Source organism: Actinoalloteichus sp. AHMU CJ021, from assembly GCF_002895405.1.
Taxonomy (GTDB): Bacteria; Actinomycetota; Actinomycetes; order Mycobacteriales; family Pseudonocardiaceae; genus Actinoalloteichus_B; species Actinoalloteichus_B caeruleus.
The window spans coordinates 1,359,469-1,383,025 of sequence record NZ_CP025990.1 but is presented as its reverse complement, the minus strand read 5'-3'; the positions used below and the strand labels follow the sequence as shown (position 1 = coordinate 1,383,025).

General features: G+C 72.0%; 21 protein-coding genes. 14 read left to right on the top strand and 7 right to left on the bottom strand.

Going from position 1 to position 23,557, the window contains the following annotated elements; genetic code table 11:
* Positions 1–89 precede the first annotated feature (89 nt).
* Complete coding sequence (gene asnB / locus C1701_RS05570; RefSeq protein ID WP_026418218.1) at positions 90–2,018, bottom strand: asparagine synthase (glutamine-hydrolyzing); 1,929 nt, start codon at positions 2,016–2,018, stop codon at positions 90–92.
* A gap of 226 nt (positions 2,019–2,244) precedes the next feature.
* Between asnB and ctaC the strand changes: the two genes are divergently transcribed.
* Together ctaC and C1701_RS05560 are read left to right on the top strand one after the other, a co-directional pair.
* Positions 2,245–3,162: an aa3-type cytochrome oxidase subunit II gene (gene ctaC, locus C1701_RS05565; protein ID WP_026418219.1), complete on the top strand. Its 918-nt coding sequence runs from the start codon at positions 2,245–2,247 to the stop codon at positions 3,160–3,162.
* Between the two features lie 37 nt (positions 3,163–3,199).
* Positions 3,200–3,598 (top strand): cytochrome c oxidase subunit 4, encoded by a 399-nt coding sequence (locus C1701_RS05560; RefSeq protein WP_026418220.1) that lies wholly within the window; start codon positions 3,200–3,202, stop codon positions 3,596–3,598.
* 519 nt (positions 3,599–4,117) lie between these two features.
* Here the strand turns inward: C1701_RS05560 and trpD are convergent.
* From trpD to C1701_RS05545, 3 genes are read right to left on the bottom strand one after another with little or no spacing between them, the layout of a single operon-like run.
* A complete protein-coding gene (gene trpD / locus C1701_RS05555) occupies positions 4,118–5,173 on the bottom strand; it encodes an anthranilate phosphoribosyltransferase (protein WP_026418221.1) in 1,056 nt (351 codons plus the stop codon).
* 11 nt (positions 5,174–5,184) lie between these two features.
* Positions 5,185–5,595, bottom strand: coding sequence for a hypothetical protein (locus tag C1701_RS05550; RefSeq protein ID WP_026418222.1), 411 nt, complete (start codon positions 5,593–5,595; stop codon positions 5,185–5,187).
* Between the two features lie 52 nt (positions 5,596–5,647).
* Positions 5,648–6,076: a ribonuclease E inhibitor RraB gene (locus tag C1701_RS05545; protein ID WP_051313783.1), complete on the bottom strand. Its 429-nt coding sequence runs from the start codon at positions 6,074–6,076 to the stop codon at positions 5,648–5,650.
* Between the two features lie 237 nt (positions 6,077–6,313).
* On the opposite strand from C1701_RS05545, the gene ctaE reads away from it, so the two are divergent.
* The 5 genes from ctaE (at position 6,314) to C1701_RS05520 (ending at position 11,074) form a co-directional block, all read left to right on the top strand.
* Positions 6,314–6,925, top strand: coding sequence for an aa3-type cytochrome oxidase subunit III (ctaE, locus tag C1701_RS05540; RefSeq protein WP_081715338.1), 612 nt, complete (start codon positions 6,314–6,316; stop codon positions 6,923–6,925).
* 46 nt (positions 6,926–6,971) lie between these two features.
* Complete coding sequence (qcrC, locus tag C1701_RS05535; RefSeq protein ID WP_026418225.1) at positions 6,972–7,784, top strand: cytochrome bc1 complex diheme cytochrome c subunit; 813 nt, start codon at positions 6,972–6,974, stop codon at positions 7,782–7,784.
* Positions 7,781–8,923, top strand: a complete 1,143-nt coding sequence (qcrA, locus tag C1701_RS05530) for a cytochrome bc1 complex Rieske iron-sulfur subunit (RefSeq protein ID WP_026418226.1) — start codon at positions 7,781–7,783, stop codon at positions 8,921–8,923. The genes qcrC and qcrA overlap by 4 nt, the downstream gene beginning before the upstream one ends.
* The gene (gene qcrB / locus C1701_RS05525; protein ID WP_026418227.1) at positions 8,920–10,623 is read left to right on the top strand and encodes a cytochrome bc1 complex cytochrome b subunit; all 1,704 of its coding nucleotides are present in this window, start codon (positions 8,920–8,922) and stop codon (positions 10,621–10,623) included. Before qcrA ends, qcrB begins: the two co-directional genes overlap by 4 nt.
* A 163-nt stretch (positions 10,624–10,786) precedes the next feature.
* A complete protein-coding gene (locus C1701_RS05520; RefSeq protein ID WP_026418228.1) occupies positions 10,787–11,074 on the top strand; it encodes an Lrp/AsnC family transcriptional regulator in 288 nt (95 codons plus the stop codon).
* A gap of 23 nt (positions 11,075–11,097) precedes the next feature.
* Here C1701_RS05520 and C1701_RS05515 read toward each other — a convergent pair whose 3' ends face one another.
* Entirely contained in the window at positions 11,098–12,855 is a 1,758-nt protein-coding gene (locus C1701_RS05515; RefSeq protein WP_030103843.1) for a DEDD exonuclease domain-containing protein, read from the bottom strand.
* 207 nt (positions 12,856–13,062) lie between these two features.
* Between C1701_RS05515 and C1701_RS05510 the strand changes: the two genes are divergently transcribed.
* On the top strand, positions 13,063–14,466 hold the full coding sequence (locus C1701_RS05510; RefSeq protein ID WP_337662159.1) for an NYN domain-containing protein: 1,404 nt from the start codon (positions 13,063–13,065) through the stop codon (positions 14,464–14,466).
* Between the two features lie 623 nt (positions 14,467–15,089).
* Positions 15,090–16,142, top strand: a complete 1,053-nt coding sequence (locus C1701_RS05505; RefSeq protein ID WP_026418231.1) for a C40 family peptidase — start codon at positions 15,090–15,092, stop codon at positions 16,140–16,142.
* Positions 16,143–16,775: 633 nt separating this feature from the next.
* Here the strand turns inward: C1701_RS05505 and C1701_RS05500 are convergent.
* Positions 16,776–17,087, bottom strand: coding sequence for a hypothetical protein (locus C1701_RS05500; RefSeq protein ID WP_155886081.1), 312 nt, complete (start codon positions 17,085–17,087; stop codon positions 16,776–16,778).
* Between the two features lie 159 nt (positions 17,088–17,246).
* Between C1701_RS05500 and C1701_RS05495 the strand changes: the two genes are divergently transcribed.
* Positions 17,247–18,383: a glycosyltransferase family 4 protein gene (locus tag C1701_RS05495; RefSeq protein WP_026418233.1), complete on the top strand. Its 1,137-nt coding sequence runs from the start codon at positions 17,247–17,249 to the stop codon at positions 18,381–18,383.
* Between the two features lie 106 nt (positions 18,384–18,489).
* Here C1701_RS05495 and C1701_RS05490 read toward each other — a convergent pair whose 3' ends face one another.
* On the bottom strand, positions 18,490–20,337 hold the full coding sequence (locus C1701_RS05490) for an AMP-dependent synthetase/ligase (protein WP_103055640.1): 1,848 nt from the start codon (positions 20,335–20,337) through the stop codon (positions 18,490–18,492).
* Between the two features lie 194 nt (positions 20,338–20,531).
* Between C1701_RS05490 and C1701_RS05485 the strand changes: the two genes are divergently transcribed.
* The 4 genes from C1701_RS05485 (at position 20,532) to C1701_RS05470 (ending at position 23,554) form a co-directional block, all read left to right on the top strand.
* Entirely contained in the window at positions 20,532–20,960 is a 429-nt protein-coding gene (locus C1701_RS05485) for a hypothetical protein (protein WP_035291800.1), read from the top strand.
* Between the two features lie 84 nt (positions 20,961–21,044).
* Positions 21,045–21,833, top strand: a complete 789-nt coding sequence (locus tag C1701_RS05480) for a metallophosphoesterase family protein (protein WP_026418235.1) — start codon at positions 21,045–21,047, stop codon at positions 21,831–21,833.
* Between the two features lie 28 nt (positions 21,834–21,861).
* On the top strand, positions 21,862–22,302 hold the full coding sequence (locus tag C1701_RS05475; RefSeq protein WP_026418236.1) for an SRPBCC family protein: 441 nt from the start codon (positions 21,862–21,864) through the stop codon (positions 22,300–22,302).
* A 55-nt stretch (positions 22,303–22,357) separates the two neighbouring features.
* Positions 22,358–23,554: an ArsA family ATPase gene (locus C1701_RS05470; protein WP_026418237.1), complete on the top strand. Its 1,197-nt coding sequence runs from the start codon at positions 22,358–22,360 to the stop codon at positions 23,552–23,554.
* The last annotated feature ends 3 nt before the right edge of the window (positions 23,555–23,557 follow it).

Below are 23,557 nucleotides of genomic sequence, written 5' to 3'. Positions count from 1 at the left end.
CGCGAGGCCCCCCTGACCGGGTTTCACTCGACTGGGTGGGGTGCCGGTTATGGAGCGTGACCGACACCCCGCTCGCGGCCGGGGTCGCCCTACACCCGGACGGGGTAGTGCGGCTCGGGGATCTCGGGGTTGATCCGCCCCTCCACGAAGATGCCGTGCCACAGCATGAACACGACCAGCGCCCAGATCCGCCTGCTGTGGTCGATGGAGCCGTTCCGGTGCTCCTCCATCATGGCGAGCACCGCGTTCTTGTCGATCAGCTTGTCGGTGTCCGAACGCTGGACGACATCCCGCGACCAGGCGTACATCTCGTCCCGCAGCCAGTGCCGGAGGGGCACCGGGAAGCCCAGCTTGCGCCGGTTGAGCACGTGCGCCGGGACGATGTCCCGCAGGGCCTGCCGCAGCGCGTGCTTCGTGGTCTCGCGGGTGATCTTCTCCTCCAGCGGGATGCGGGAGGCCACCCGGAACACCTCGGGGTCGAGGAAGGGCACCCGCAGCTCCAGCGAGTTGGCCATCGTCACCTTGTCGGCCTTGACCAGGATGTCGCCCCGCAGCCAGGTGAACATGTCGACGTACTGCATCCTCGTGACCGGGTCCCAGCTCTCGGACTCCCGGTAGGCACGCGCGGTGATGTCACGATGGGAGAGCACCGGGTCGAAGGTGCGCAGCACCCGCCGCAACTGGTCGTCGCGGAAGATCCGGGCGTTGCCGTAGTAGCGCTCCTCCAACGACAGGGCACCCCGGCGCAGCAGGTCCTTGCCCCGGACGCCCTCCGGGATCTTCGCCGAGACCCGGCCCATGACCTTGCGCAGCGTGCCGGGCACCTTCTCGAACGGCGCCAGCGACAGCGGCTCCCGGTAGATCGTGTAGCCGCCGAAGAGCTCGTCGCTGCCCTCGCCGGACAGCACGACCTTCACGTGCTGGCGAGCCTCCCTGGCGATGAACCACAGCGGGACGAGCGCCGGGTCGGCCACCGGGTCGTCGAGGTACCAGACGACCGAGGGCAGGTGCTCCATCATCTCGTCCGCCGACACCGTGCGGACGACGTGCTTGACGCCGATCGCCGCCGCGGACTCGGCCGCCACGTCGACCTCCGAGTAGCCCTGCCGCTCGAAGCCCGTCGTGAAGGTGATCAGCTGGGGGTTGTGCTGCTTGGCCAGCGCCGCGATGGCGGTGGAGTCGATGCCCCCCGAAAGGAAGGAACCCACCGTCACGTCCGCCCGCATGTGCTTGGCCACCGAGTCGCGCATCACGTCGGCGATCTCGTTGTACAGCCGGTTCGAGTCCGCCGGCCCCTTCGTCGGGCGGGGGGCGAAGGTGGGGGTGAAGTACCGCTCGGTCACCGGCTGGCTGCCCGGCTCGATCGTGAACGAGGTGCCGGACTCGATCCGCCGGATGCCGTGGTGCAGTGACGCGGGCTCGGGGACGTACTGGAGCGTCAGGTAGTACTGCAGCGCGCTCTGGTTCAGCGCGGGCTGGAGGCCCAGGGACGGCGCCAGGTGCAGCAGGCTCTTCTTCTCACTGGAGAAGGCCACCCCGTGCGGCCCGGTGATGTAGTACAGCGGCTTGATCCCGAACGGGTCACGGCCACCGAACACGACCTGCCGTTCGGAGTCCCAGATCAGGAAGGCGAACATGCCGCGCAGGCGACCCACCGCCGACGGGCCGAGGTAGTGGTAGGCGGCCACGATCGACTCGGTGTCGCCGTCCGTGCCGAACCGGGCACCGAACTGCTCGACCAGCTCCGCGCGGAGCTCGAGGTAGTTGTAGATCTCGCCGTTGAAGATGATGGTGTAGCGCTCGGGGGACTCGGGTGGCCCCCAGGTGAGCGGTTGGTGTGAGCGCTCGACGTCGATGATCGACAGCCGGTTGAAGCCGAAGACCACCTCGTCCCGCTGGAGCGTCGCGGTCTCATCGGGACCGCGGTGACGCTGGCAGCGCATCGCTTCCGCGACGGAGGCGCGAGCCGCCGTGGCGTCGTTCTCAGTGGGGCAGACCAGACCCAGTAGGCCACACACGCCGTTCCGCACCTTCCCGCATCGGGTTGCAGTTCTGACGTCCGTCGGGACGTCTGGCCAGTATGCCGGGGGCGGCGGCCGTCCGTCGCGGCTCACCCCGGGACGGCGGTGCACAAGTTGCTGGGCTACGCTTCCGCACGAGATCCGGCGGCGTTGCTCGCGCGCTGGACGTGGCGGCGACGCGGTACCGCCACGGCGGAAAGTCTGAGCGAGGAGGCGTCGAGTAGTGGGTCCGAAGGCAGCACGGCTGACCAAGCTGAGCGGTTTGTTCGGCCTGGTCGCCATCGCGACCACCGGATGCTCAGCCGGGGACGTACTTCGTTTCGGGTGGCCCGAGGGCATCACCCCGCAGGCGACCGACATGCGCCAGCTCTGGACCTGGTCGGTGATCGCCGCCCTGGTCGTCGGTGTCATCGTCTGGGCCCTGATCCTGTGGCCCGTCATCTTCCACCGCAAGCGCGGTGACGAGATGCCGAGGCAGACGCAGTACAACGTTCCGCTGGAGATCGTCTACACGGTCATCCCGGTGGTCATGATCTCCGTGCTCTTCTACTTCACGGCGGTGACGCAGAACTACGTCACCAACACCGAGGATGATCCGGACGTCACCGTCGACGTGGTGGCCTTCCAGTGGAACTGGGAGTTCCGCTACCAGGGCTACACCACCCCGGACGGCGACGAGGTCAGCACGATCGGCACGAGCGACGAGATCCCGCTGCTGGTGTTGCCCACCGACCAGGTGATCCAGTACGAGCTGTACTCGAACGACGTGATCCACTCCTTCTGGGTTCCCGAGTTCCTCTTCAAGAGGGACAACATCCCGAACCCCGAGGCGAACAACCAGGACAACGTCTTCCAGAACACCATCGACCGCTCCGGTTCGTTCGTCGGGCGGTGCGCGGAGCTGTGCGGCTCGTACCACGCGATGATGAACTTCGAGGTCCGCGCGCTGCCGACCGACCTCTTCGACCAGTACATGGGTCTGCGGACGCAGGACAACCCGACCACGGGTGCGCCCTACACGGCCGCCGAGGCGCTGACCGAGATGGACTGCGGTGAGCTCTGCGCCCCGCAGGCAGTCACCACCTACCCGTTCGAGACCGACCGCACGGCCCGCGAGGCCAGCACGCGGGACGGCAACTGACCGCGTCGGCGCAGCGGAGTTTGGGAGCGAGGACTCGATGAAGGTCGAAGCCAGGATCTTCGAGCTGACGGCGGTGTTCTGCATCGTCGTGGCGGTTGTCTACCTGTTCTGGGCGGGCGAGCCCGTCGGCGTCACGGCGTTGTTCCTGACCGGACTGCTGTCGCTGATGATCGGCGTCTACTTCCGGTTCATCGCGCGGCGGCTGGACGAGCGCCCCGAGGACAACCCGGACGGCGAGATCAGCGACGGCGCCGGCGAGCTGGGCTTCTTCAGCCCCGGGAGCTACTGGCCGCTCGGCCTGGCCGGGGCGTGCGCCCTGACCGGCGTCGGGCTGGCGATGTTCCACATGTACCTGATCGTGGCCGGGACCGTCGCGGTGCTGCTGACGGTGGGCGGTCTGCTCTTCGAGTACCACCGGGGTCCCGAGCACGAGTGACGGTACCGCCCGCGACGCGCGGGCCCAGGTAGTCGATGGAGGCCCGGATCACCGATCCGGGCCTTCGTCGTGTTCTCGGTGCCGGTCCGTCCTCCCGCCTCCCACGGCGGGATGGTCGGGCCACGGGAACCGAGCGGCGCGCGAAGCCCCCTGGGGTCCAGCCCGAGGTGCCTCGCCCGTCCTCGGCACCACCTCGACGGACACGGGCCGAGCGCGGACCTCGGGCCGCGCCGGGGACGACGCGGCGGTGCCGGTCCCACCGGCGCGGTGGGGGATGCCAGGGGACGGGGGCCGAGGTCGGTTCGCTCGGCGCCGGCGCGGCTCCCTCGCGACGCGGATCCCGACGGGGGTGAGATCCCCCGGGGGCCGGCCCGCGCGGCGCGCAGCGATCAGCTCAGCGGCGGTACGGGGTCGGTGAGGAACGCGTGAGGTCTCGATGGGCGCCGCCCGGCGGGCCCCCTGTGCGCCGCCCCCGGTCGGGAGCCGTCGCCGGGATGGCGGGCCGTCAGCGTCCGGCCGTCACCGGAACCGGGAGCGCAGCGCGGTCGAGTGGTCGATCCACCGGGACAGCAGTTCGGCGGCGGCACCGGAGTCGATCGCCGCGGCCGCGCGCTCGAGATTGCCCCGGATGCCGGACGCCAACGGCCCCCGGAAGCCGTCGTGCGCGGTCAGCGCGCCGGCGGCGTTCAGCAGGACGGCGTCGCGCACCGGCCCGGCGCGCCCCGCGACCAGTTCACGCACCACCTCGGCGTTGAAGTCGGCCTCACCGCCGCGCAGCGCCTCGGCCGTGCCCAGTGGCACGCCGAGCGCGTCCGGGTCGACGACGTCCTGCCGGACCTGGCCGTCGTGGATGACCCACACCGTCGAGGTGGTGGTCGTGGTCAACTCGTCGAGACCGTCGTCACCCCTGACCAGCAGCACCGAGTTCCCCCGGCCCGCCAGCACACGGGCGATCACCGGCGCCATCCTCGGGTCGGCGCAGCCGATGAGCCCGGCCGACGGCTGGGCGGGGTTGGTCAACGGACCGAGGACGTTGAAGGCGGTGGGGATGCCCAGTTCCCGACGGGCCGCGCCGGTGTACCGCATCGCCGGGTGGAAGGTCGGCGCGAAGCAGAAGCCGATGCCCAGGTCGCGGACGCACTGCTCGACGGCCTCGGGTGTGAGGTCGATCGCGACGCCGAGCCTCTCCAGCACGTCGGCGGTCCCGCACTTGGACGAGGCCGCCCGGTTGCCGTGCTTGACCACGCGGAGCCCGGCCGCGGCCACCACGATCGAGGTCATGGTGGAGATGTTGACGGTGTGCGCGCCGTCCCCGCCGGTGCCGACGACGTCGACCGCCCCGGCACCGACCTCGATCCGGCGGGCGTGCCCGAGCATGGCCTCGGCCAGCCCCTCGATCTCCTCGGCGACCTCGCCCTTGGCGCGCAACGCGGCGACGAAGCCGCCGATCTGCGCTCCGGTTGCCGTGCCGCTCATGATCTGGTCCATCGCCCACGCGGTGTCCGCTCGGGACAGGTCGACGCGCGCGGTCAGCCTCGACAGCAGACCGGGCCAGGTCTGGACGGTGTCGGACACGGCGGCTCCGTTCAGCCGTGCACGACCGGCAACGCCGTCGTGCGGAGGACTTCGGCGACCGTCTCGGCCGCCGCCAGCGGGTCGAGCGGGTGCACCAGCACCGCGTCAGCCTGGGACCAGGTGGCCAACCACCGGTCGTCCCGCCGGCGGACCACGATCACGACAGGGGGACAGGCCGCGATCTCGTTCTTGAGCTGCCGCGAGATGCCCATCCCACCGGTCGGCTGGGCCTCACCGTCGAGGATCAGCAGGTCGGCGCCACCCTCGTCGACGACGGACACGACCTCGTCGATGGTGGCCGCCTCCACGTACCTGACCCGGCCCAGGTCCGGGGCGGGGCGCCGGCCGACGGCGGTCATGATCGCGTCCCGCACCTCGGGGCGGTGGCTGAACACCAGGACGTTGGTGATGTTCGTGCTCATCTGCGCCTGAACCTCCAGCGGGATCGCGAGCGATGCCCGCTGATGCTATCCGTTAACCGACCTCGGGTTGGAGGGCCTCCCAGCCCCGGGCGTCGCCGCCGAGCCGCTGCGCGAGGCCCGCCATCCGCGACCGCTCCTGGGAGCAGTGCAGCGCGTCGAGCAGCTGGGTGCGCGTGGCGGTGAGCGTGACCCGCCCGTCCGGACCGGCCTCGGTCCCCGTGCGCGCCGCGTAGCCCTCGGCCGTCACCGACTCCACCGCGCGCGCGACGCGATCGGGTGGCAGCACGAGGTGGTGCCGGAGCAACGCGGGCTCGGTGGGCCGCCACCTCGTCCCCCTGGCGAGGCTCGCCGAGGCGGCCTCGGTGTCGTCGAAAGCCGTGACGACCACCACGAGCCGGGGGTCGTCGGGATCGAGGTCAGGGCTCGGACGACGGCGGCCGAACCCCAACCGCCGCCAGAACCCGCCGCGTTCGGTGGTCATGTCCCGGTGTCCTCTCCCCCCGCCGACCCCGGCCGGTGGCCGTGGCAGGTGCTGGCCCTTCGGCAGGTCACGCCCGAGATCGTCTCCCCGGGGGGCGACGGGCGTGAACCTGGTCCGCTCGCGGCAACCGCATGACCCGAACGGGGCCGCCCGAGCGGCTCGGCCGTCCACGATGGCGACCCGTCGCCGCGCCGGACCCGGGACCCGACCGGGCGAGCGGAGTTCCTCCAAGTAATAATGCGTCGCGTGACAACGGCATCGCCCTCCATCAGCCAACGCGTGCACACGCTGAACCGACCCAACATGGTCAGTGTCGGCACCATCGTCTGGTTGTCCAGCGAGCTGATGTTCTTCGCTGGGCTCTTCGCCATGTTCTTCACGGTGAAGGCACAGAACGATGGGCCGTGGCCGCCGCCTCCGGCGGAGTTGAACCTCGCCTACGCGGCGCCGTTCACCATCATCCTGATCCTGTCGTCGGTGACATGCCAGCTCGGTGTGTTCGCGGCGGAGCGGGGCGACGTCTTCGGACTGCGTCGGTGGTACATGGTGACCCTGATCATGGGCGCCATCTTCGTCGCGGGTCAGGCCGGCGAGTACTACACGATGATCGTCCACCACGACACCACGATCGCCTCCTCGGCCTACGGCACGGTCTTCTACATGACGACCGGCTTCCACGGGCTGCACGTGATCGGTGGACTCGTGGCGTTCGTGTACCTGCTCATGCGGACGAGGATGAGCAAGTTCACGCCTGCCCAGGCGACCTCGGCGATCGTCGTGTCGTACTACTGGCACTTCGTGGACATCGTGTGGATCGGGCTGTTCGCCTGCATCTACCTGGTCCCCTGATCTCTTCCGTCCGTGCCTGAACTCGACAGCAAGGGTTGCCGCACACATGACCACCACCGCTAAGCGGCGGAGCGGGTTCCGTTCCAAGCTGCGCCGCCGGATCTCCGGCGTACTCGTGCTGGGCGCCGCGCTGTTCGGAGCGGGTGCGCTCTACAGCGCCCTCGTGCCCACTCCGCACGTCGCGACCGCCAGCGAGCAGGCCTCACTGGTGGCCGAAGGCGAGCGGCTGTACAACAACGCGTGCATCACCTGCCACGGGAGCAACCTGGAGGGCGTCACCGACCGGGGGCCGAGCCTGATCGGCGTCGGTGAGGCCGCCGTCCACTTCCAGGTCTCCACCGGCCGGATGCCGATGGCGCGCCAGGAGGCGCAGGCCCAGCGCAAGCCGTCGAAGTACTCCCCGCAGGAGGTCGACGCCCTCGGCGCGTACATCCAGGCGAACGGGGGCGGCCCCGAGACGCCGGAGGCCACCGGCGAGGCGCTGCGAGGTGAGAACCCGGCTCGCGGTGGCGAGCTGTTCCGCCTGAACTGCGCGTCCTGCCACAACTTCACCGGTCGTGGTGGAGCGCTGTCCTCGGGCAAGTTCGCCCCCGCGTTGGACGGGGTGACCGAGGACGAGATCTACACCGCGATGCTCACGGGGCCGCAGAACATGCCGGTCTTCTCCGACCGGCAGCTCACCCCGGAGGAGAAGCAGGACATCATCGCGTACGTCAAGTCCGTGTCGGACGGCAACAACAGCCCGGGCGGACTCACCGCGCTCGGCGGCTTCGGCCCGGCGGTGGAGGGCGTCATCATCTTCGTCGTCGGAATCGGCGCGTTGGTGGGCATCACCATGTGGATCGGAGCCAAGCAATGAGCGGGCAGGAGAAGGGCGTCCCGAGCGACGCCGAGCTCGCGGACATGAGCCAGGACGAGCTGGTGCGCCTCGGCGTCCAACTGGACGACGTCGAGCTGGTCAAGTACAAGGACCGGTGGCCGGTCAAGGGGACCAGGGCGGAGAAGCGCGCCGAGCGGCAGGTGGCGGCGTGGTTCATCCTCGCCGCGGTCTCGGGCCTGGCCTTCATCGTCCTGTACGTCGTCTGGCCGTGGCAGTACGAGAGCCCCTTCTCCGAAGGGCACTTCCTGTACTCGCTGTACACGCCCCTGATCGGCATCACCCTCGGCCTGTCCATCCTCGCGGTCGGCATCGGCGTCATCTCCTACGCCAAGAAGTTCGTGCCCGAGGAGATGGCGGTGCAGCAGCGCCACGACGGCGGGTCCTCGGAGGTCGACAAGCGGACGACCGCCGCCCTGCTCGCGGACTCCGGTCAGCGCAGCGGCCTCGCCCGGCGTTCGCTGATCAAGCGCACCGGGCTTGCCGGGGCCGGCGTGTTCGGCGTCGGACTGGGGGTCTTCGCCCTCGGCGGGCTGGTCAGGAACCCGTGGGCGCACAGCGACAGCCCCGACTCCCTCTGGCACACCGGGTGGCGCTCCTACGACGGCGAGAAGGTCTACCTCCGCCGGGACACCGGAGATCCGCACGAGATCTCGCTGGTCCGCCCCGAGGACCTCAAGGCCGGTGGTTTCGAGACGGTCTTCCCGTTCCGCGAGTCCGAGCGGGGTGACGACCACGCGCTCTTCAAGGCGCTGCGCAAGTCGGACAACCCGGTCATGCTGATCCGGCTGCGGCCGGGCTCGGAACCGACCAAGCGCAAGGGCCAGGAGACCTTCAACTACGGCGACTACTACGCCTACTCGAAGATCTGCACCCACCTCGGCTGCCCGACCTCGCTGTTCGAGCAGCAGACCGGCCGGCTGCTGTGCCCCTGCCACCAGTCGCAGTTCGACGTGGTGCACAGCTACGCCAAGCCCATCTTCGGCCCCGCGACCCGGTCGTTGCCCCAGCTGCCGATCATGGTCGACGAGGACGGGTTCCTGGTGACCAACCAGGACACGTCCAACCAGGGCGACTTCATCGAACCCGTCGGCCCCGGCTTCTGGGAGCGCAAGTCATGACGACGCTGAACACCAAGCCGACCCGTCCCCAGGGGGCAGCGGCTCGGGCGGCGGCAGCGGGCGCCACCTGGGCGGACGACCGCTTCCACATGGCCAAGGGCATGCGGCGGCAGCTGAACAAGGTCTTCCCGACGCACTGGTCGTTCATGCTCGGTGAGATCGCCCTCTACAGCTTCATCGTGCTGCTGCTGACGGGCACCTACCTGGCGCTGTTCTTCGACCCGTCGATGGAGCACGTCGAGTACCAGGGCGTGCTGGAGAACATGCGGGGCATCGAGATGTCCCGCGCCTACGCCTCGTCGCTGGACATCTCGTTCGAGGTGCGCGGTGGCCTCTTCGCCCGGCAGGTCCACCACTGGGCGGCCCTGCTGTTCATGGCGGCGATCGTGGTGCACATGCTCCGCGTGTTCTTCACCGGGGCGTTCCGGAAGCCGCGTGAGCTGAACTGGGTGATCGGCATCCTGCTGTTCGTCCTCGGCATGTTCGAGGGCTTCACCGGCTACTCGCTGCCGGACGACCTGCTCTCCGGCACCGGCCTCCGGATCGCCTCCGGGATCGTGCTGTCGATCCCTGTGATCGGTACCTGGGTCCACTGGGCGCTGTTCGGCGGGGAGTTCCCCGGCTACGAGATCATCCCGCGCTTCTACACCATCCACATCCTGGTGCTGCCCGGCATCATCCTCGCGTTGATCGCCATCCACCTCGGTCTGGTCTGGTACCAGAAGCACACCCAGTTCCCGGGCGTGGGGCGCAAGGAGACCAACGTCGTCGGCGTCCGCATCATGCCGGTGTTCGCGGTCAAGGCCGGTGGCTTCTTCGCGGTGGTCTTCGGTGTGCTGGCGCTGATGGGCGGCATCTTCCAGATCAACGCGATCTGGAACATCGGTCCGTACAACGCGTCGCAGGTGTCCGCGGGGTCCCAACCGGACTGGTACATGATCTGGACCGACGGCATGACGCGACTATGGCCGTCGTGGGAGATCTACCTCGGGAACTACATGATCCCGGCGGTGTTCTGGCCGACGGTCGTGGGCATGGGGCTGATCTTCACGGTGGCCGGGGCCTATCCCTGGATCGAGAAGAAGTTCACCAAGGACGACGCGCACCACAACCTGTTGCAGCGTCCGAGGGACGCCCCGGTCCGCACCGGGCTCGGGATGATGGCCATCACCTTCTTCATGGTGCTGCTCATCTCCGGTGCCAACGACATCGTCGCCGAGCAGTTCGACATCTCGTTGAACGCGATGACCTGGGCCGGTCGGATCGGGTTGCTGCTGCTGCCGCCGCTGGCCTACCTGATCACCTACCGGGTCTGCCTCGGCCTGCAGCACCACGACCGCGAGGTGTTGGAGCACGGCATCGAGACCGGCATCATCCGGCGGCTGCCGCACGGTGAGTTCATCGAGGTCCACCAGCCCCTGGGTGGGGTGGACGACCACGGTCACGCGGTCCCGCTGCCCTACCAGGGCGCCGCGGTTCCGAAGCGGATGAACCAGCTGGGCTCGGCGGGCCACCCGGTCGAGGGGAGCCTGCTGACCCCGGACCCGCCGGAGGAGACCCGGTCGTTGCGGGACGCGCACGGCGAGAACGTCAACCTGCTCGGCGGGGAGAACCGTCGGGCCGACGAGTCGGGCCAGGGCGAGGGCGACGACGAGGGCATCGGCGGCGCCACGAACGAGGAGTCGCCGAAGAAGCGGTGACGACGTGGCACCACGTCGGACGGGGGCGGTCACCCACGGGTGACCGCCCCCGTCGTCGTCTCCGGGCTGGCGGGGGAGCCGGGGGTGGGGCACCGGCGCGGTCCGGTGGGTTGGCGGCTCCTAGACTGCGGGACAGCAGTGGGGTGTGTCTCCGGGAGGTTCCGTGATTACCGCGATCGTGCTCATCCAGGCCGAGGCCGACCGGATCCCCGAGGCCGCGCAGGCCATCGCGGACCTCGACGGGGTGACCGAGGTGTACTCGTGCGCCGGGGACGTGGACCTGATCGCCATGATCCGCGTCGGGGAGCACGAGCGGCTCGCCGAGATCATCCCGGGTGGGATCGGCCGGGTTCCTGGCGTGGTCGACACGGACACGCACATCGCGTTCCGCAGCTACTCGCGCCAGGACATCGAGGCCACCTTCTCCCTCGGCCTCGAGAACGGCGACTGAGGGAGGCTCGCGCCCTGGCCTGGTCAGTCGGGCTGCGCCTGGGCGGCCCGGCCGGCGGCGGCCCTGCCGACCCACTCGCGCCACGCCCCCGCTGACCAGGCCGGTTCGGTCCACGGCCGGGAGCAGCGCACCATCCGGGTTCCCGGGGTGGACAACCACCGCCAGAGGGCGGCGACCTCCTCCGCGGGTGCTCCCCGCAGCGGGCCGTCCTCCGGGATGACCGTCTCAGCCGAGCGGACGAGCAGGTCGACCACCGGCATCGGTGGCACGCCCCGCGGTGCGGAGCCGGCCGAGGCGAGCCGACCGTGGCGCACGACGGCGAAGTGCCACCCGCCCGCTCCGTCCGGCGCCGCCGCGACGAGCTCCTCGACCTCGGCCAGCGCGGCGAACCGCTGGCCCCGGTCCAGTGACTCCGCCAACCGCGCGGTGAGGTCCCGGGCGCGTGCGGCGTCCTCGAAGCGCCGTTCCCCGGCGAGGTGGTCGATGCGTTCGGAGAGGGTGTCGAGGAGCCGCCGGTCCCGGCCGGCGAAGAGCTCCCGCAGCTCGTCGACGGCGGGGCGGTAGGCGTCGACGTCCTGGCGGCCGACGCAGGGTGCCGCGCACCGGCCGAGGTCGAGGAGCGGGCAGGCCTGTCCTCCTGGTTGCCCACCGGCGGGGATGCGTCGGGTGCACTGCCGCACGGGGGACACCCGCCACAGGGTCTCGACCGCCGTGACGGCGGCCCGGCGCGAGGGGAACGGGCCGAACGCCAGGGGCCTCGGCTGTCGGACGACGCTGAGCCGGGGGTAGGCCTCGTCGGTCAGCGCCAACCACCATGTGCTGTCCGGCCTGGTGGACCTCCGGTTGTACCGGGGGCGGTGTGCCGCGAGCAGCCGGAGTTCCCGGACCCTGGCCTCGAGGGGGTGGGAGCACTCCACGTGGTCCACCCTGGTCGCGAGTGCCGCCATCTCCCGGATCGGGGTCCTGGTCTCGGACGCGGTGAAGTACTGCCGGACCCGCCGGCGCAGGTCGCTCGCGGTCCCGACGTACAGGACCTCGTCGCGGGGGCCCCGGAAGAGGTAGACACCGGGCGCGTGCGGCAGGTGGGCGGCGAGTTCCCGGTTCCGCCGTCGCGCCGGGCTCACCTCGGGGGTGTAGTCGAGCAGTTCCTCCAGGGACCGCACCCCCAGTCCCCCGACCCGCTCCAGGAGTCCGTGCAACACGTCCACGGTGGCCCGCGCGTCGTCCAGGGCGCGGTGCGTGGGTGTGGTGGCGGCGTGGAAGTGCGCGGCGAGCGTGCCGAGCCTGTGGTCGCGGGTCTCGCCTCGGGTGAGCACCCGTCGAGCCAGGCGCAGGGTGCACACGACGGTGTGCCTCGGCCAGTCGTAGCCCTGGCGGCGGCACGCCGCCCGCAGGAAGCCGACGTCGAAGGAGGCGTTGTGGGCGACCAGGACGGCCCCCGACGCGAACTCGAGGAACGCGGGCAGCACCGTTCCCAGGCTCGGCGCGCCGGTCACCATGGCCTGGGTGATGCCGGTCAACACCGTGATGGCGGGCGGGATGGGATGTCCGGGGTCGACCAGCGTCCCGAACTCACCGAGCACCTCGCCGCCCCGCACCTTCACGGCCCCGATCTCGGTGACGTGGTCGGCCTCCGCGTTCCCCCCGGTCGTCTCGAAGTCGAGGACGACGAAGGTGACCTCGCGCAGCGGCGTCCCCAGTTCGTCGAAGGACAGTTGCGGGGCGGTGTTCGCCCCGGGACCGGTGGGGGGTGCGCCGAGGAGCGGGTGCCTGGTGCTCACCGGCAGGAGGCTAACCGCCGCCCCTGATAGGGCGCGGCGGTCCGGTCAGGAGTTCCCCACCACCTCCTCGGGATTCCGGCGGACCTGACCGAGGTCCGGCGCACCCGGAGCCCGCCGCGACACCCCGGGAGGCGCGACCCGCCGTACGGCCGGTCACAAGGGGGCCGTGGAATTGGGGTGACTGGCCGGACGCCTTAGCCTGGTGTGATGCCGGCCGACACCGCAGGGACCGATCCACGCGATCCGTCCGACCCCGAGCAGCCCGCCGAGGCCGGCGCGCGTCAGCACGAGGACGGTGACGGGACAGCCGCCGAGGAGAACGGGGAGCCGGAGGTCGACTGGGAGGGTCTGCCCGAACCGGTGCGGCTCCGCCTCGCCGAGATCTCCGCATCGGCGCTCGGCGGGCTCTCCCTCGCCGATGTCCCCCACCAGCTCCGTCCGGTGGCGAGGTTCACCCCGGCCAAACGGGCGCGGCTGGGCGCCGTGCCCCTGCTCGCGACGGTGCGGGCCAGCCCCGCGTTCCGGGCGGCGGTCGCGAACTGGGCCCGCCGCAACCAACCCGAGTTGTTGGACGTGGGCCCGGAGGAACCAGCGGCCGCGGCCGCGGCCGGCCTGCTGGTGGGGGATCCCTCGGCGACCAGGCATGTCGAGGAGGTCGCGCGGCGGGTCGAGGATGCCCAGCTGCGGACCGAACGCGACGCGGCGTTGAACCAGATCGAACGTCTCACCGCCGAACTGGAGAGGGTGCGGGCGGCTCTCGACGAGGCGGAGGAAGCGGTTCGCTCGGCGCGGGCGACGAGCGAGTCGGATCTGGACCGGCTGCGTCGGCGGCTGCGGGAGCAGGGAACGCACCTGCGCGCGGCGAGGGACGAGGCCCTCGTGGCGCGGGAGGAGGCCGACCAGGCCCGCCGGGACGCCTCCGCGGCCGTGGAGCGGATGTCCGCGGAGCTGGAACGGGAACGGGAACGGACGGCGGCGGAACGGGTCCGCGCCGACCGGGCGGTGACCGACGCGGAGACCGCTCGTCAGGCCGCGCGGGAGGCCCGCCAGGCCGACGAGGTCCGACTGGCGCTCCTGGTGGACACCCTGGACGGTGCGGTCACCGGGTTGCGCAGGGAACTCGCGTTGGGTGGCAGCGGGCCTCGCCCCGCTGACCTGGTCGGCGGCGCGAGCCAGGCCCAGGGCGTCGGCCGGGTCGAGAACCCCGCCGCCCTGGACCGGCTCCTGGCGTTGCCGAGCGTGCACGTCGTGGTCGACGGCTACAACGTGACCAAGACCGGCTACCCCGACATCTCCCTGGCGCAACAACGGGATCGGCTCAACGGCCAGCTGGGGGCGCTGGCGGCCAGGACGGGAGCGGAGGTCACCGTCGTCTTCGACGGCGCGGGTGTGGTGGCGGTGCCGGTCGCCTCGGCGCGCGGGGTGCGGGTCCTCTTCAGCGACCCCGGTGTCCTGGCCGATGACGTGATCCGGGCACTGGTGGCGGCTGAGCCGGAGGGGCGCCCGGTGGTCGTGGTCACCTCCGACCGGGCCGTCGCCGACTCGGTGCGGCGTCGGGGCGCCCACCCGGTGCCCTCCTCGGTCCTGCTGGCCCGGTTGAACCGGATCTGACCCGCCCGCTCCGCCCACCCGTCCCAGGTGGACCGACCGACCGAGGGTTCGGCACCCGGCGGGGGTGGGCCGGTCGACCGGCACCGGGTTCCGGCGATCGGGTCGACGTGTCCGGAGCTGTCGTGCGTGGACGCGGGGGCCGGTGCCGTGAGGTGGCCGGCGTGGTCACCACACTCGCCGTACCCGTGGTCACCACGCTCGCCACGGTCCGTGTCGGGCGCGCGGGTTGCGTGCCGGTGACAATGCACACAGGGCGATTCGTCGTGGTCGTCGCCTGATGTGTGGAGCGACGCGGACGCCCAGGTCACACTTCCAAGATCATCGGAACGGACCGTGGTCGATCTTCACCCGTTCCGGATCTTGTGCATGTTTTCACGATTTCCCTTGTCCGATGGTGGACTCAGGGCGCGGGGCCTCGTAGCCTATCCGAGACCTAGCGGCGGGCAGCCGCCCAGAAGGGCGGCTCTGCTGGTCACCGCCACATCAGCGAGTCGGGGAGCTGAGCCGGTCTCGCGCGTCGGCGGGTCCGACCGGGCATCGAGTGCCGGTCCGGGCCGGATGAGGACCGATGCCGCGGACATCTCCGGTCGGCGGTCAGACAACGTAAAGGAGTTGCGTGCGACGTGGCTTCGCATCGACGGAACCGCACGATGCGCGGTGCCTTAGCCGCCACCGCGGTCGCGGTGGCTCTGAGCCTCTTCCCCACGCCCGCTCTCGCCCAGGACTTCGACACCAAGGACGAGGCGGTAGCCAGGCTCCAGGAACTCCACGAGGAAGCGGTCGCCGTCACGGAGGAGCTGCACCAGGCCAACGACGAGTTGGAGGCCCGGCGCGAGGAGCTGCGTGAGGCGACCGAGGACGCCGAGCAGGCGACCCGGACGGCCGAGCAGGCGCTGGCCGAACAGGAGACCTTCCGCGACGAGGTGGACCAGCTGGCGAGCGCCTCCTACCAGGGCGCCCGGTTCAACAAGCTGTCGGCCCTGCTGGTGGCCGACGACCCGGAGGTCTTCCTCCAGCAGCTCTCCGCGCTCGACGTCCTCGCCAACGGCAACCGCAGGGCGATGGACCGCCTCTCCGCCGTGGTGACCCAGGCCAGCGACGCCGAGCAGGCGGCCGACGAAGCCAGGGCCGCCGCGGAGGAGGCCGAGGCCGAGGCGGTCCGGATCGAGTCCGAGCTGGGCGCCAAGCAGGAGGCGATGGACGCCAAGATCGCCGAGGTCCAGTCCTTCATCGACCAGAAGGAAGCCGAGGAGCTCCAGGTCCAGATGCCTGGCGTCGGCGAGGGCCAGACCGACTACGGGCAGGTGCCGCCGGGAAGCGGCACCGGGGCGCAGGCGGCGAACGTCGCGCTGGGCAAGCAGGGCACGCCGTACGTGTACGGCGCGACCGGCCCGGGCACCTTCGACTGCTCCGGTCTCGTCCAGTGGGCCTACGCCCAGGTGGGCATCGGCGTCCCCCGCAACAGCAGGGCGCAGGCGGCGGCCGGTGTTCCGGTGTCGCGGGCCCAGCTGGCCCCGGGCGACATCATCGCCTACGGCAGCCCCGTGCACCACGTCTCCATGTACGTGGGCGGCGGCAACGTCGTGCACGCCCCCACCACGGGCGACGTGGTGAAGGTCGTGCCGATCGACCGCGCGTCGAGCAGTCCCGTCACCGCGATGCGACGGGTCGCCTGAGCGCGAGCCGCTCCCGGCGGAGCGGCGGTGGAGTCCGGTGGGGCGCGGGAGGTCTTCCTCCCGCGCCCCACCGCCGTGCGGGGGCTGGGCATCCGGGGTGAGGTGGTCCTGGCCGCCCTCGAACCGCTGGGTCGGTAGGGAGTCGTGCCGGCCGGGGCCGGCGCTCCCGCCGGGCCGTCCCTCCTCCGGCGCCGTGCCCGCCCGCCCACGGGTCGGTTCGCTCCCGCGTCGTGCGCCCCCACGCCGTCCCTGGCGCGCGGCCGAACCCCTGATGATTCGGAGCCGAACGGAGCAGGGTTTGGTCCTACTGATCGACTGGGGAAGCACTTCGTCGCGCCAGATCGGCCGCCCACCGACAACCGGGCCGAAGTGACAGCGCAGAGGTACCTCAGTGTCACTGAGAGTCGCTACTCTCGGGGCGGCCTCGGCGTGGTCGGAGCGTTCCCCGGCGGCAGCGCGACCGGGGGTAGGGAGGGGCGCTGATGCTGATGTCGATGCTGCTCGCGATCATGTGCGGTCCGTGCAACGGTTCCGGCGTGATCCACACCAGGGAGGGCGCGGTCACGTGTCCCTGGTGCAAGGGTGACGGCGACCGGTGAGCCCGGGACGTCCCGCCGGGCGAGCCGCGAGGACTCAGTCGTCGTCCGCGTCGTCACCGAGGTACGGGGCCTGCGGCGGCGTCTCGTCCGCGTGGGCCAGTGCCCACCGCACGCAGGCGGCGCAGCGGGGGACGTGGGGACTGGCGTCCGATGGGGCGGGCCAGACCACGTCGCCGCACATCGCGCGGTAGCCCTCTGGCTCGGTCGGGCGTCCGATGTGGTGTGGCAGGATCCCGTGCCGCACCGGGCGGTCGTGCGGCCGTAGCCACCACAGCGGGTACTCCCGCCTGGTTCGGCTCGGGGCGGTCCGCTCCGGCTTCCCCCACAGCCTCCGAAGCGCTCCCATGCACCAACGGTAGCCGATCTTCGCGGCGTGGCCTGGCGTTGTCACGCGGGTGAGGGGTGGGAGCGCGCGAACGTGGCGTGGCCCGGGCCGCTCCCGGACGTCCCGCCCGCCTTCCGCGCGCCGGCCCTGGCCGCCCGGCCCGCCGTGTACCCTCGCCCGGTGCGCCGCACGTTGCTGGTCACCAACGACTTCCCGCCCCGCCCCGGTGGCATCCAGGCCTACCTGCACGCCCTCGCCAGCGCGCTCCCCCCGGACGACCTCGTCGTCTACGCACCGGCGTGGCGCGGCCCGGGGGAGTCCGCCACCGAGTTCGACGCCCGCCAGCCCTTCGAGGTGGTGCGCCACCCCGGCGGGCTGATGTTGCCCACGCCGGACGTGTCGCGTCGGGCCAGGGACATCGCTCGTGCGCGGGGCTGCGAGGTGGCCTGGTTCGGAGCGGCGGCCCCGCTCGCCCTGTTGGGGCCGTCGTTGCGGGAGGCCGGGGTGCACCGTGTCCTGGCCAGCACGCACGGGCACGAGGTCGGCTGGTCCATGCTCCCGGGGAGCCGGCAGGCGCTCCGCCGCATCGGCGACGGCGCGGACGTGATCACCTATGTCAGCCGGTACACCAGGTCCCGGTTCGCCGCCGCGTTCGGGAGGTGGGCCGCGCTCGAACACCTCCCGTCCGGTGTGGACTCGACGGTGTTCCGCCCCGACCCGGCGGCCCGGGCCGAGATCCGCTCCCGTTACGGCCTGGGGGACCGCCCGGTCGTCGTCTGCGTCTCCCGCCTGGTGCGGCGCAAGGGGCAGGACGTGCTCGTCGGCGCGCTGCGCGGAATCCGGCGGCGCGTTCCCGGTGCGGCGTTGCTGATCGTCGGGGGTGGCCCCGACGAGGCCCGGCTGCGCGGGCTCGCCGCGCGGCACGGGGTGGACGAGCACGTGGTGCTGACCGGTTCGGTGCCCTGGGCGGAACTGCCCGCGCACTACGCGGCCGGCGACGTCTTCGCCATGCCCTGCCGCACCCGAGGTCGCGGCCTGGACGTCGAGGGGCTGGGCATCGTGTACCTGGAGGCGTCGGCGACCGGGCTGCCCGTGGTGGCCGGCGACTCCGGCGGCGCGCCCGAGACCGTGCGGGACGGAGTCACCGGGCACGTCGTCGACGGGCGCGACCTGGCGGCCGTCGAGGGCAGGGTCGGGGACCTGCTCGCCGACCCGGAGCGGGCCAGGGCGATGGGGGAGGCCGGTAGGCGGTGGACGGTCACCCACTGGCGGTGGGAGGCCCTGGCGGGACGGCTGACCTCGCTCATCCGGGGGTGATCGACCGTGACCGAGGCGGTCGCCGAGCTGTCGTGGCGCGGCGGGCGCGGTGCGCGGACGGGCACCGCCGGCCGGGGGAGCGCCGGGCGTCGACCCGCGGTGGGTGTCAGCGCCGGTACAGCTCCTCGATCTCGGCCGCGTAGCGTTCCGCCACCACGGCCCGCCGGACCTTGAGGCTCGGGGTGAGCTCACCGCCCGCCTCGGAGAAGTCGACGTCGAGCAGCGTGAACTTCTTGACGGACTCCGCGGCCGAGACCGCGCGGTTCGCCTCGTCCACCGCGCGTCCCACCTCCGCCCGCACCTTCGGGTCGGTGATGAGCCCGGCCCGGTCCTCCCCGGCCACGCCGTGCTCCTCGCACCAGGCGCGGAGCGCCTCGACGTCCAGGGTGAGCAGCGCTCCGACGAACGGGCGTCCCTCCCCGACCACCAGCGCCTCCGCGATGAGCGGGTGGGCGCGCAACCGGTCCTCCAGGACGGCGGGGGCCACGTTCTTGCCCGCGGCGGTGACGATGATGTCCTTCTTGCGGTCGGTGATCCGCAGGAACCCGTCCTGGTCCAGTTCGCCGAGATCCCCGGTGTGGAACCAGCCGTCGCCGAACGCCGTCCGCGTCGCCTCGGGGTCGTTCCAGTAGCGCTCGGCGACGATCTCGCCGCGCACCAGGATCTCGCCGGAGTCGTCCACCCGGATGGTCGTGCCAGGAAGCGGGCGGCCCACCGAGCCGACCCGGGTCGCCCCGAAGGTGTTGACGCTGGCCGCGGCCGAGGTCTCCGTCAGCCCGTAACCCTCCAACACGGGAAGGCCGACACCCCGGAAGAAGTGGACCAGCCGCTCGTTGAGGGGGGCTCCTCCCGAGATCGCGGCCAGGCACCGCCCCCCGGGGGCGGCGCGCAGCCTCCGGTACACCAGCCGGTCGAACACCGCGTGCCGCAGCCGGAGCCCCAGCGGGACCCCCGCGCGGTCCCGGGCCCGACTGTGGGCGACGGCCGTCTCCGCGGCCAGGTCGAAGATCCTGGTGCGGCCCGCCGCCCTGGCCCGCTCGCGGGCGCCCTGGTAGATCTTCTCGAAGACACGGGGGACCCCGACCATCACCGTCGGGCGGAAGGTGCGCAGGTCGCTCATGAGGTCCCTGGTGTCCGGGCTGTGCCCGAGCGTGGTCCTGGAGTGGATGGCGGCGATCGAGGTCGCCCGGGCCAGGACATGGGCGAGGGGGAGGAACATCAGCAGCGAATTGCCCGGCCGCAGCAGTTCGGGAGCGCAGGCCATCTCGGCCCTGGCCTGGGCCAACAGGTTGCGGTGCGAGAGCACGGCCCCCTTCGGCCGCCCGGTCGTGCCCGAGGTGTAGATCACGGTGGCCGGGTCGTCGGCCCGCACCGCCCGAGCGCGGGCGTGGACCTCCGCCTCGGGGACCGCCCCGCCGCCGTCGACGAGGGCGGTGACGAGGCCGTCCACGCCGACCGCGGCCGTCGGAGATGGCGGGGCGGGGGCGTCGCCGGCCGCCGCCGGGTCATCGAACCGCCACACGGACACCAGCTGGGGCAGGTCGGCCCGTACCTCCTCCAACCGGTCCAGGTGGTCGTCGGACTCGACCACCACCAGTCGAGCCCCCGAGTCGGAGAGGATCCACCGGATCTGCTCGGGGGACGAGGTCTCGTACACGGGGACCACCACGCCCCCGGCAGCCCACACCGCGAAGTCGAAGAGGGTCCACTCGTACCGGGTGCGGGACATCAGCGCGACCCGGTCACCGGGCTGGATGCCGGTGGCGACCAGCCCCCTCGCGGCGGCGAGCACCTCGGCCGCGAACTCGGCGGCGGTCACGTCCACCCACGCCCCCCGCACCCTGCGGCGCAGGCTGACCGCGCCGGCGAACCGGTCCGCGTTGGCCCACACCACGTCGGTGAGGTTCTCCTCCTCCTGCACGGTGGAGCTGGCGGGGACGGTGAACTCACGCACAGGTGCCTCCTCGCGGGCTCGTGCTCTCGCCCGTCAACCGCGACCCGACGGGAGTCGGCTCGCCCGGTTCCCCGCTCCGACCGAGGTCACCTCGTCCGGCGGGTGGGCCGCACGGCCATTCTGCCGTTCCGCCGAGGAGGGCCGATGCCGGGGCGAACCCCGCACCGGGCCCGCTTCTGCCACGCTGTCCGACTATGCCCGTGGTCGACATCGCCGACGACACCTTCCTCGCCGTGCCGCCCGAGGTGGCCGCCTCGACGCTCGGTGACGAGCGGCGCTGGGCCGGTTGGTGGCCCGGTCTCCTGCTGCGGGTGGAGGAGGACAGGGGGGCGGAGGGGGTGCGGTGGCGGGTCGACGGGCCGTTGGTCGGCACGATGGAGGTGTGGCTGGAACCCGTGCTCGACGGCACCGTGCTGCACTACTTCCTGCGGGCCGACCCGGTGGTGCCGTCCTGGTGGCCCACCGCACTGCTCCCACTGGCGCACGCCGTCGCCCGGAACCGGTGGCGGACCCGGGGGCGCGCGGTGGCCCTCGCCGTACGCGGTGAGCTCGACGGCACCCGGCCGCCCGGGGTCGACCCGGCCCGCCGGACCGGGGGCGGCGCCCAGCGGGAGCGGGGCTGAACGCGGGGGCGTTCCCACCGCCGGGACACCGAGGGTCGACGACATCCCGGGGTCACCCGACCAGCCAGTGGGTACCTTCGGGGCGTGCGGGTTCACGTGGTTTCGGACGTACACGGCAACGCCGAGGCACTCGCCAGGGCGAGTGCGGGGGCCGACGCGGTGGTCGTGCTCGGTGATCTGCTCGACATCGTCGACTACCACGACCACGAGCGTGGCGTGCTGGGCCGCCTCTTCGGACCGGACCGGGTCCGGACGTTCGCGCGCCTGCGGCGTGAGGACGGGCGCCGGGCCGCCGCCTACGTCCGTTCGCTGTGGGGGGAGCTGGCCGACCCGGCGGGGTCGGTCGACGAGCTGGTCCGGGAGCAGTACGACGTGCTCTTCGGCGCGCTGGACGCGCCCACCTACGCGACCCCGGGCAACGTCGACTCCCCCCGTCTCTGGCCCGAGTACGCCAGGGAGGGCCTGGTGATGCTCGACGGGCAGAGCGTGGACCTCGGCGGACTGCGGTTCGGGTTCGCCGGCGGCGCGGTGCTGCCCCCCGGGGTCCCGCCACTGACGGGGCCGGCCCCCTGGCGTGCCTACCTGCGCACCCCCGAGGACTTCGCCCTCGCCCTCGACGCCCTGGGCGAGGTGGACGTCTGGTGCACCCACGTGCCCCCCGCGCTCGACGAACTCTGCTACGACGTCGTGGCGCGCCGCGTCGAGATCGGTTCGGAGGGGCTGCTGGACCGGATCCGCGCCCAGCGGGCCCGGTGGGCGCTGTTCGGCCACGTGCACCAACCGTGGTCCGCCAGGGCGCGCATCGGCGTCACCGACTGCGTCAACGTGGGGCACTTCCAGCGCACGGCCAGCCCCTACGTCTTGCACTGGTGACCTCGGCTGGCACGGTAACCTGCCGAGCATGGCCGACCAGTCCACCCAGTCCATCCACATCGAGGCGGCGCCAGCCGAGGTCATGGCGGTGATCGCCGACTTCGCGGCGTACCCGGAGTGGGCCGGTGGGCTGAAGGAGACCAGTGTCCTGGCCGCCCGGGACGACGGGCGAGCCGAGCGGGTCCGGTTCACCCTGGACGCCGGGATCGTGAAGGACACCTACGTCCTCCAGTACGACTGGGCGGCCGACGGCCTGTCCGTCAGCTGGGAGCTGGTGGAGGGGCAGACCCAGAAGTCGCAGCGCGGGAGCTACCAGCTGCGGGCGGTGCCCGGTGGGACGGAGGTCGTCTACACGCTCGCCGTCGACCTGACCATCCCCATGATCGGGCTGTTCAAGCGGAAGGCCGAACGTGTCGTGATGGACACCGCCCTCAAGGGGCTCAGGCGCCGCGTGGAGGGCCGGGACTGACCGCTGGCCCGGCCCCCCGGCACCCACCCGCTCCTTCTTCCCTGACGAGGTCCCCGTGCGACTCCTGCTGTTCACCGGCAAGGGCGGGGTGGGCAAGACCACCCTCGCCGCGGCCAGCGCCGCCCGCCTCGCCGCGCTCGGCGGCAAGGTGCTGGTGGTGTCGACCGACCCGGCCCACTCGCTCGGTGACGCGCTGGGCGTCCCGGTCGGGGACGGGGTGGCCGAACTCGACGACGGCCTCTCCGCCGCCCACATCGAGACCCGCTCGCTGGTCGACGGTGCGTGGGCCGGACTGCGCGAGCACCTGCGGACCCTGCTCTCCGGTGCCGGCCTCGACGAGTTCGACGCCGAGGAGCTGACCGTCCTGCCCGGGGTGGAGGAGATCCTGGCGTTGACCGAGGTCGCGAGGCTGGCCGCCTCCGGTCCGTGGGACACCGTCGTGGTGGACTGCGCGCCGACGGCGGAGACCCTCCGGCTGGTCGCCCTGCCGGAGGCGCTGGCCGGGTACCTCGAGCGGCTGTTCCCGGCGCACCGCCGAGCCGTCCGGGGGCTGCTCGGCGGACTCGCGGGTGGCGGCCTGGAGCGCTGGGACAGCCTCGGGCGCGAGCTGGGGGCGCTGGCCGACCGGCTCGCCGAACTGCGGGAGTTGCTGCTCGACCAGGAACGGACGAGCGTACGGCTCGTGCTCACCCCGGAGCGGGTGGTCGCGGCCGAGACCCGTCGGACACTGACGGCGCTGGCCCTCCAGGGGGTGCGCGTCGACGGTGTCGTCGTGAACCGGCTCGTGCCCGACGTCGGCGACGAGACCGGAACGGCCGCCGACTGGTTGCGGCGGCGGCGTGCCGAGCAGGAGGCGGTCCTGACCGAGGTGCGCGAGTCGACCGACGTACCGGTGCGGGTGGTGCCGCACGTCGCCGACGAGCCGGTCGGCCTGCCCAGACTGGGTGAGCTGGCGCTCGCCCTGTACGGGGCGGACGACCCGCTGGCCGGCGCTCCACCGACCAGGCTGATCTCGGTGTGGCGCGAGGATGACGAGGGGGACTACCTGCTCCGCCTCGCCGTTCCCCTCGCCGCCGAGGCGGCGCTGGACCTCGCGAGGGTCGGAGACGAGCTGGTGGTCACCGTCGACGGTCGTCGTCGGCTCGTCGACCTGCCATCGGTGCTGCGGCGCTGCCAGGTGGTGTCGGCCTCGGCGGGGCCCGGTGGGCTGACCGTGCGTTTCCGCCCCGACCCCCGACTGTGGATGCGGTGAGAG

What these genes read in the sequence shown, in the direction of transcription:
- C1701_RS05545 (WP_051313783.1), bottom strand. Translation starts at nt 6,076, where the DNA reads ATGACCACCGAACGCGGCGGGTTCTGGCGGCGGTTGGGGTTCGGCCGC.
- C1701_RS05510 (WP_337662159.1), top strand. Translation starts at nt 13,063, where the DNA reads ATGCCGGCCGACACCGCAGGGACCGATCCACGCGATCCGTCCGACCCC.
- C1701_RS05500 (WP_155886081.1), bottom strand. Translation starts at nt 17,087, where the DNA reads ATGGGAGCGCTTCGGAGGCTGTGGGGGAAGCCGGAGCGGACCGCCCCG.
- qcrC (WP_026418225.1), top strand. Translation starts at nt 6,972, where the DNA reads ATGACCACCACCGCTAAGCGGCGGAGCGGGTTCCGTTCCAAGCTGCGC.
- ctaE (WP_081715338.1), top strand. Translation starts at nt 6,314, where the DNA reads ATGCGTCGCGTGACAACGGCATCGCCCTCCATCAGCCAACGCGTGCAC.
- C1701_RS05475 (WP_026418236.1), top strand. Translation starts at nt 21,862, where the DNA reads ATGGCCGACCAGTCCACCCAGTCCATCCACATCGAGGCGGCGCCAGCC.
- C1701_RS05560 (WP_026418220.1), top strand. Translation starts at nt 3,200, where the DNA reads ATGAAGGTCGAAGCCAGGATCTTCGAGCTGACGGCGGTGTTCTGCATC.
- C1701_RS05550 (WP_026418222.1), bottom strand. Translation starts at nt 5,595, where the DNA reads ATGAGCACGAACATCACCAACGTCCTGGTGTTCAGCCACCGCCCCGAG.
- C1701_RS05485 (WP_035291800.1), top strand. Translation starts at nt 20,532, where the DNA reads ATGCCCGTGGTCGACATCGCCGACGACACCTTCCTCGCCGTGCCGCCC.
- qcrB (WP_026418227.1), top strand. Translation starts at nt 8,920, where the DNA reads ATGACGACGCTGAACACCAAGCCGACCCGTCCCCAGGGGGCAGCGGCT.
- qcrA (WP_026418226.1), top strand. Translation starts at nt 7,781, where the DNA reads ATGAGCGGGCAGGAGAAGGGCGTCCCGAGCGACGCCGAGCTCGCGGAC.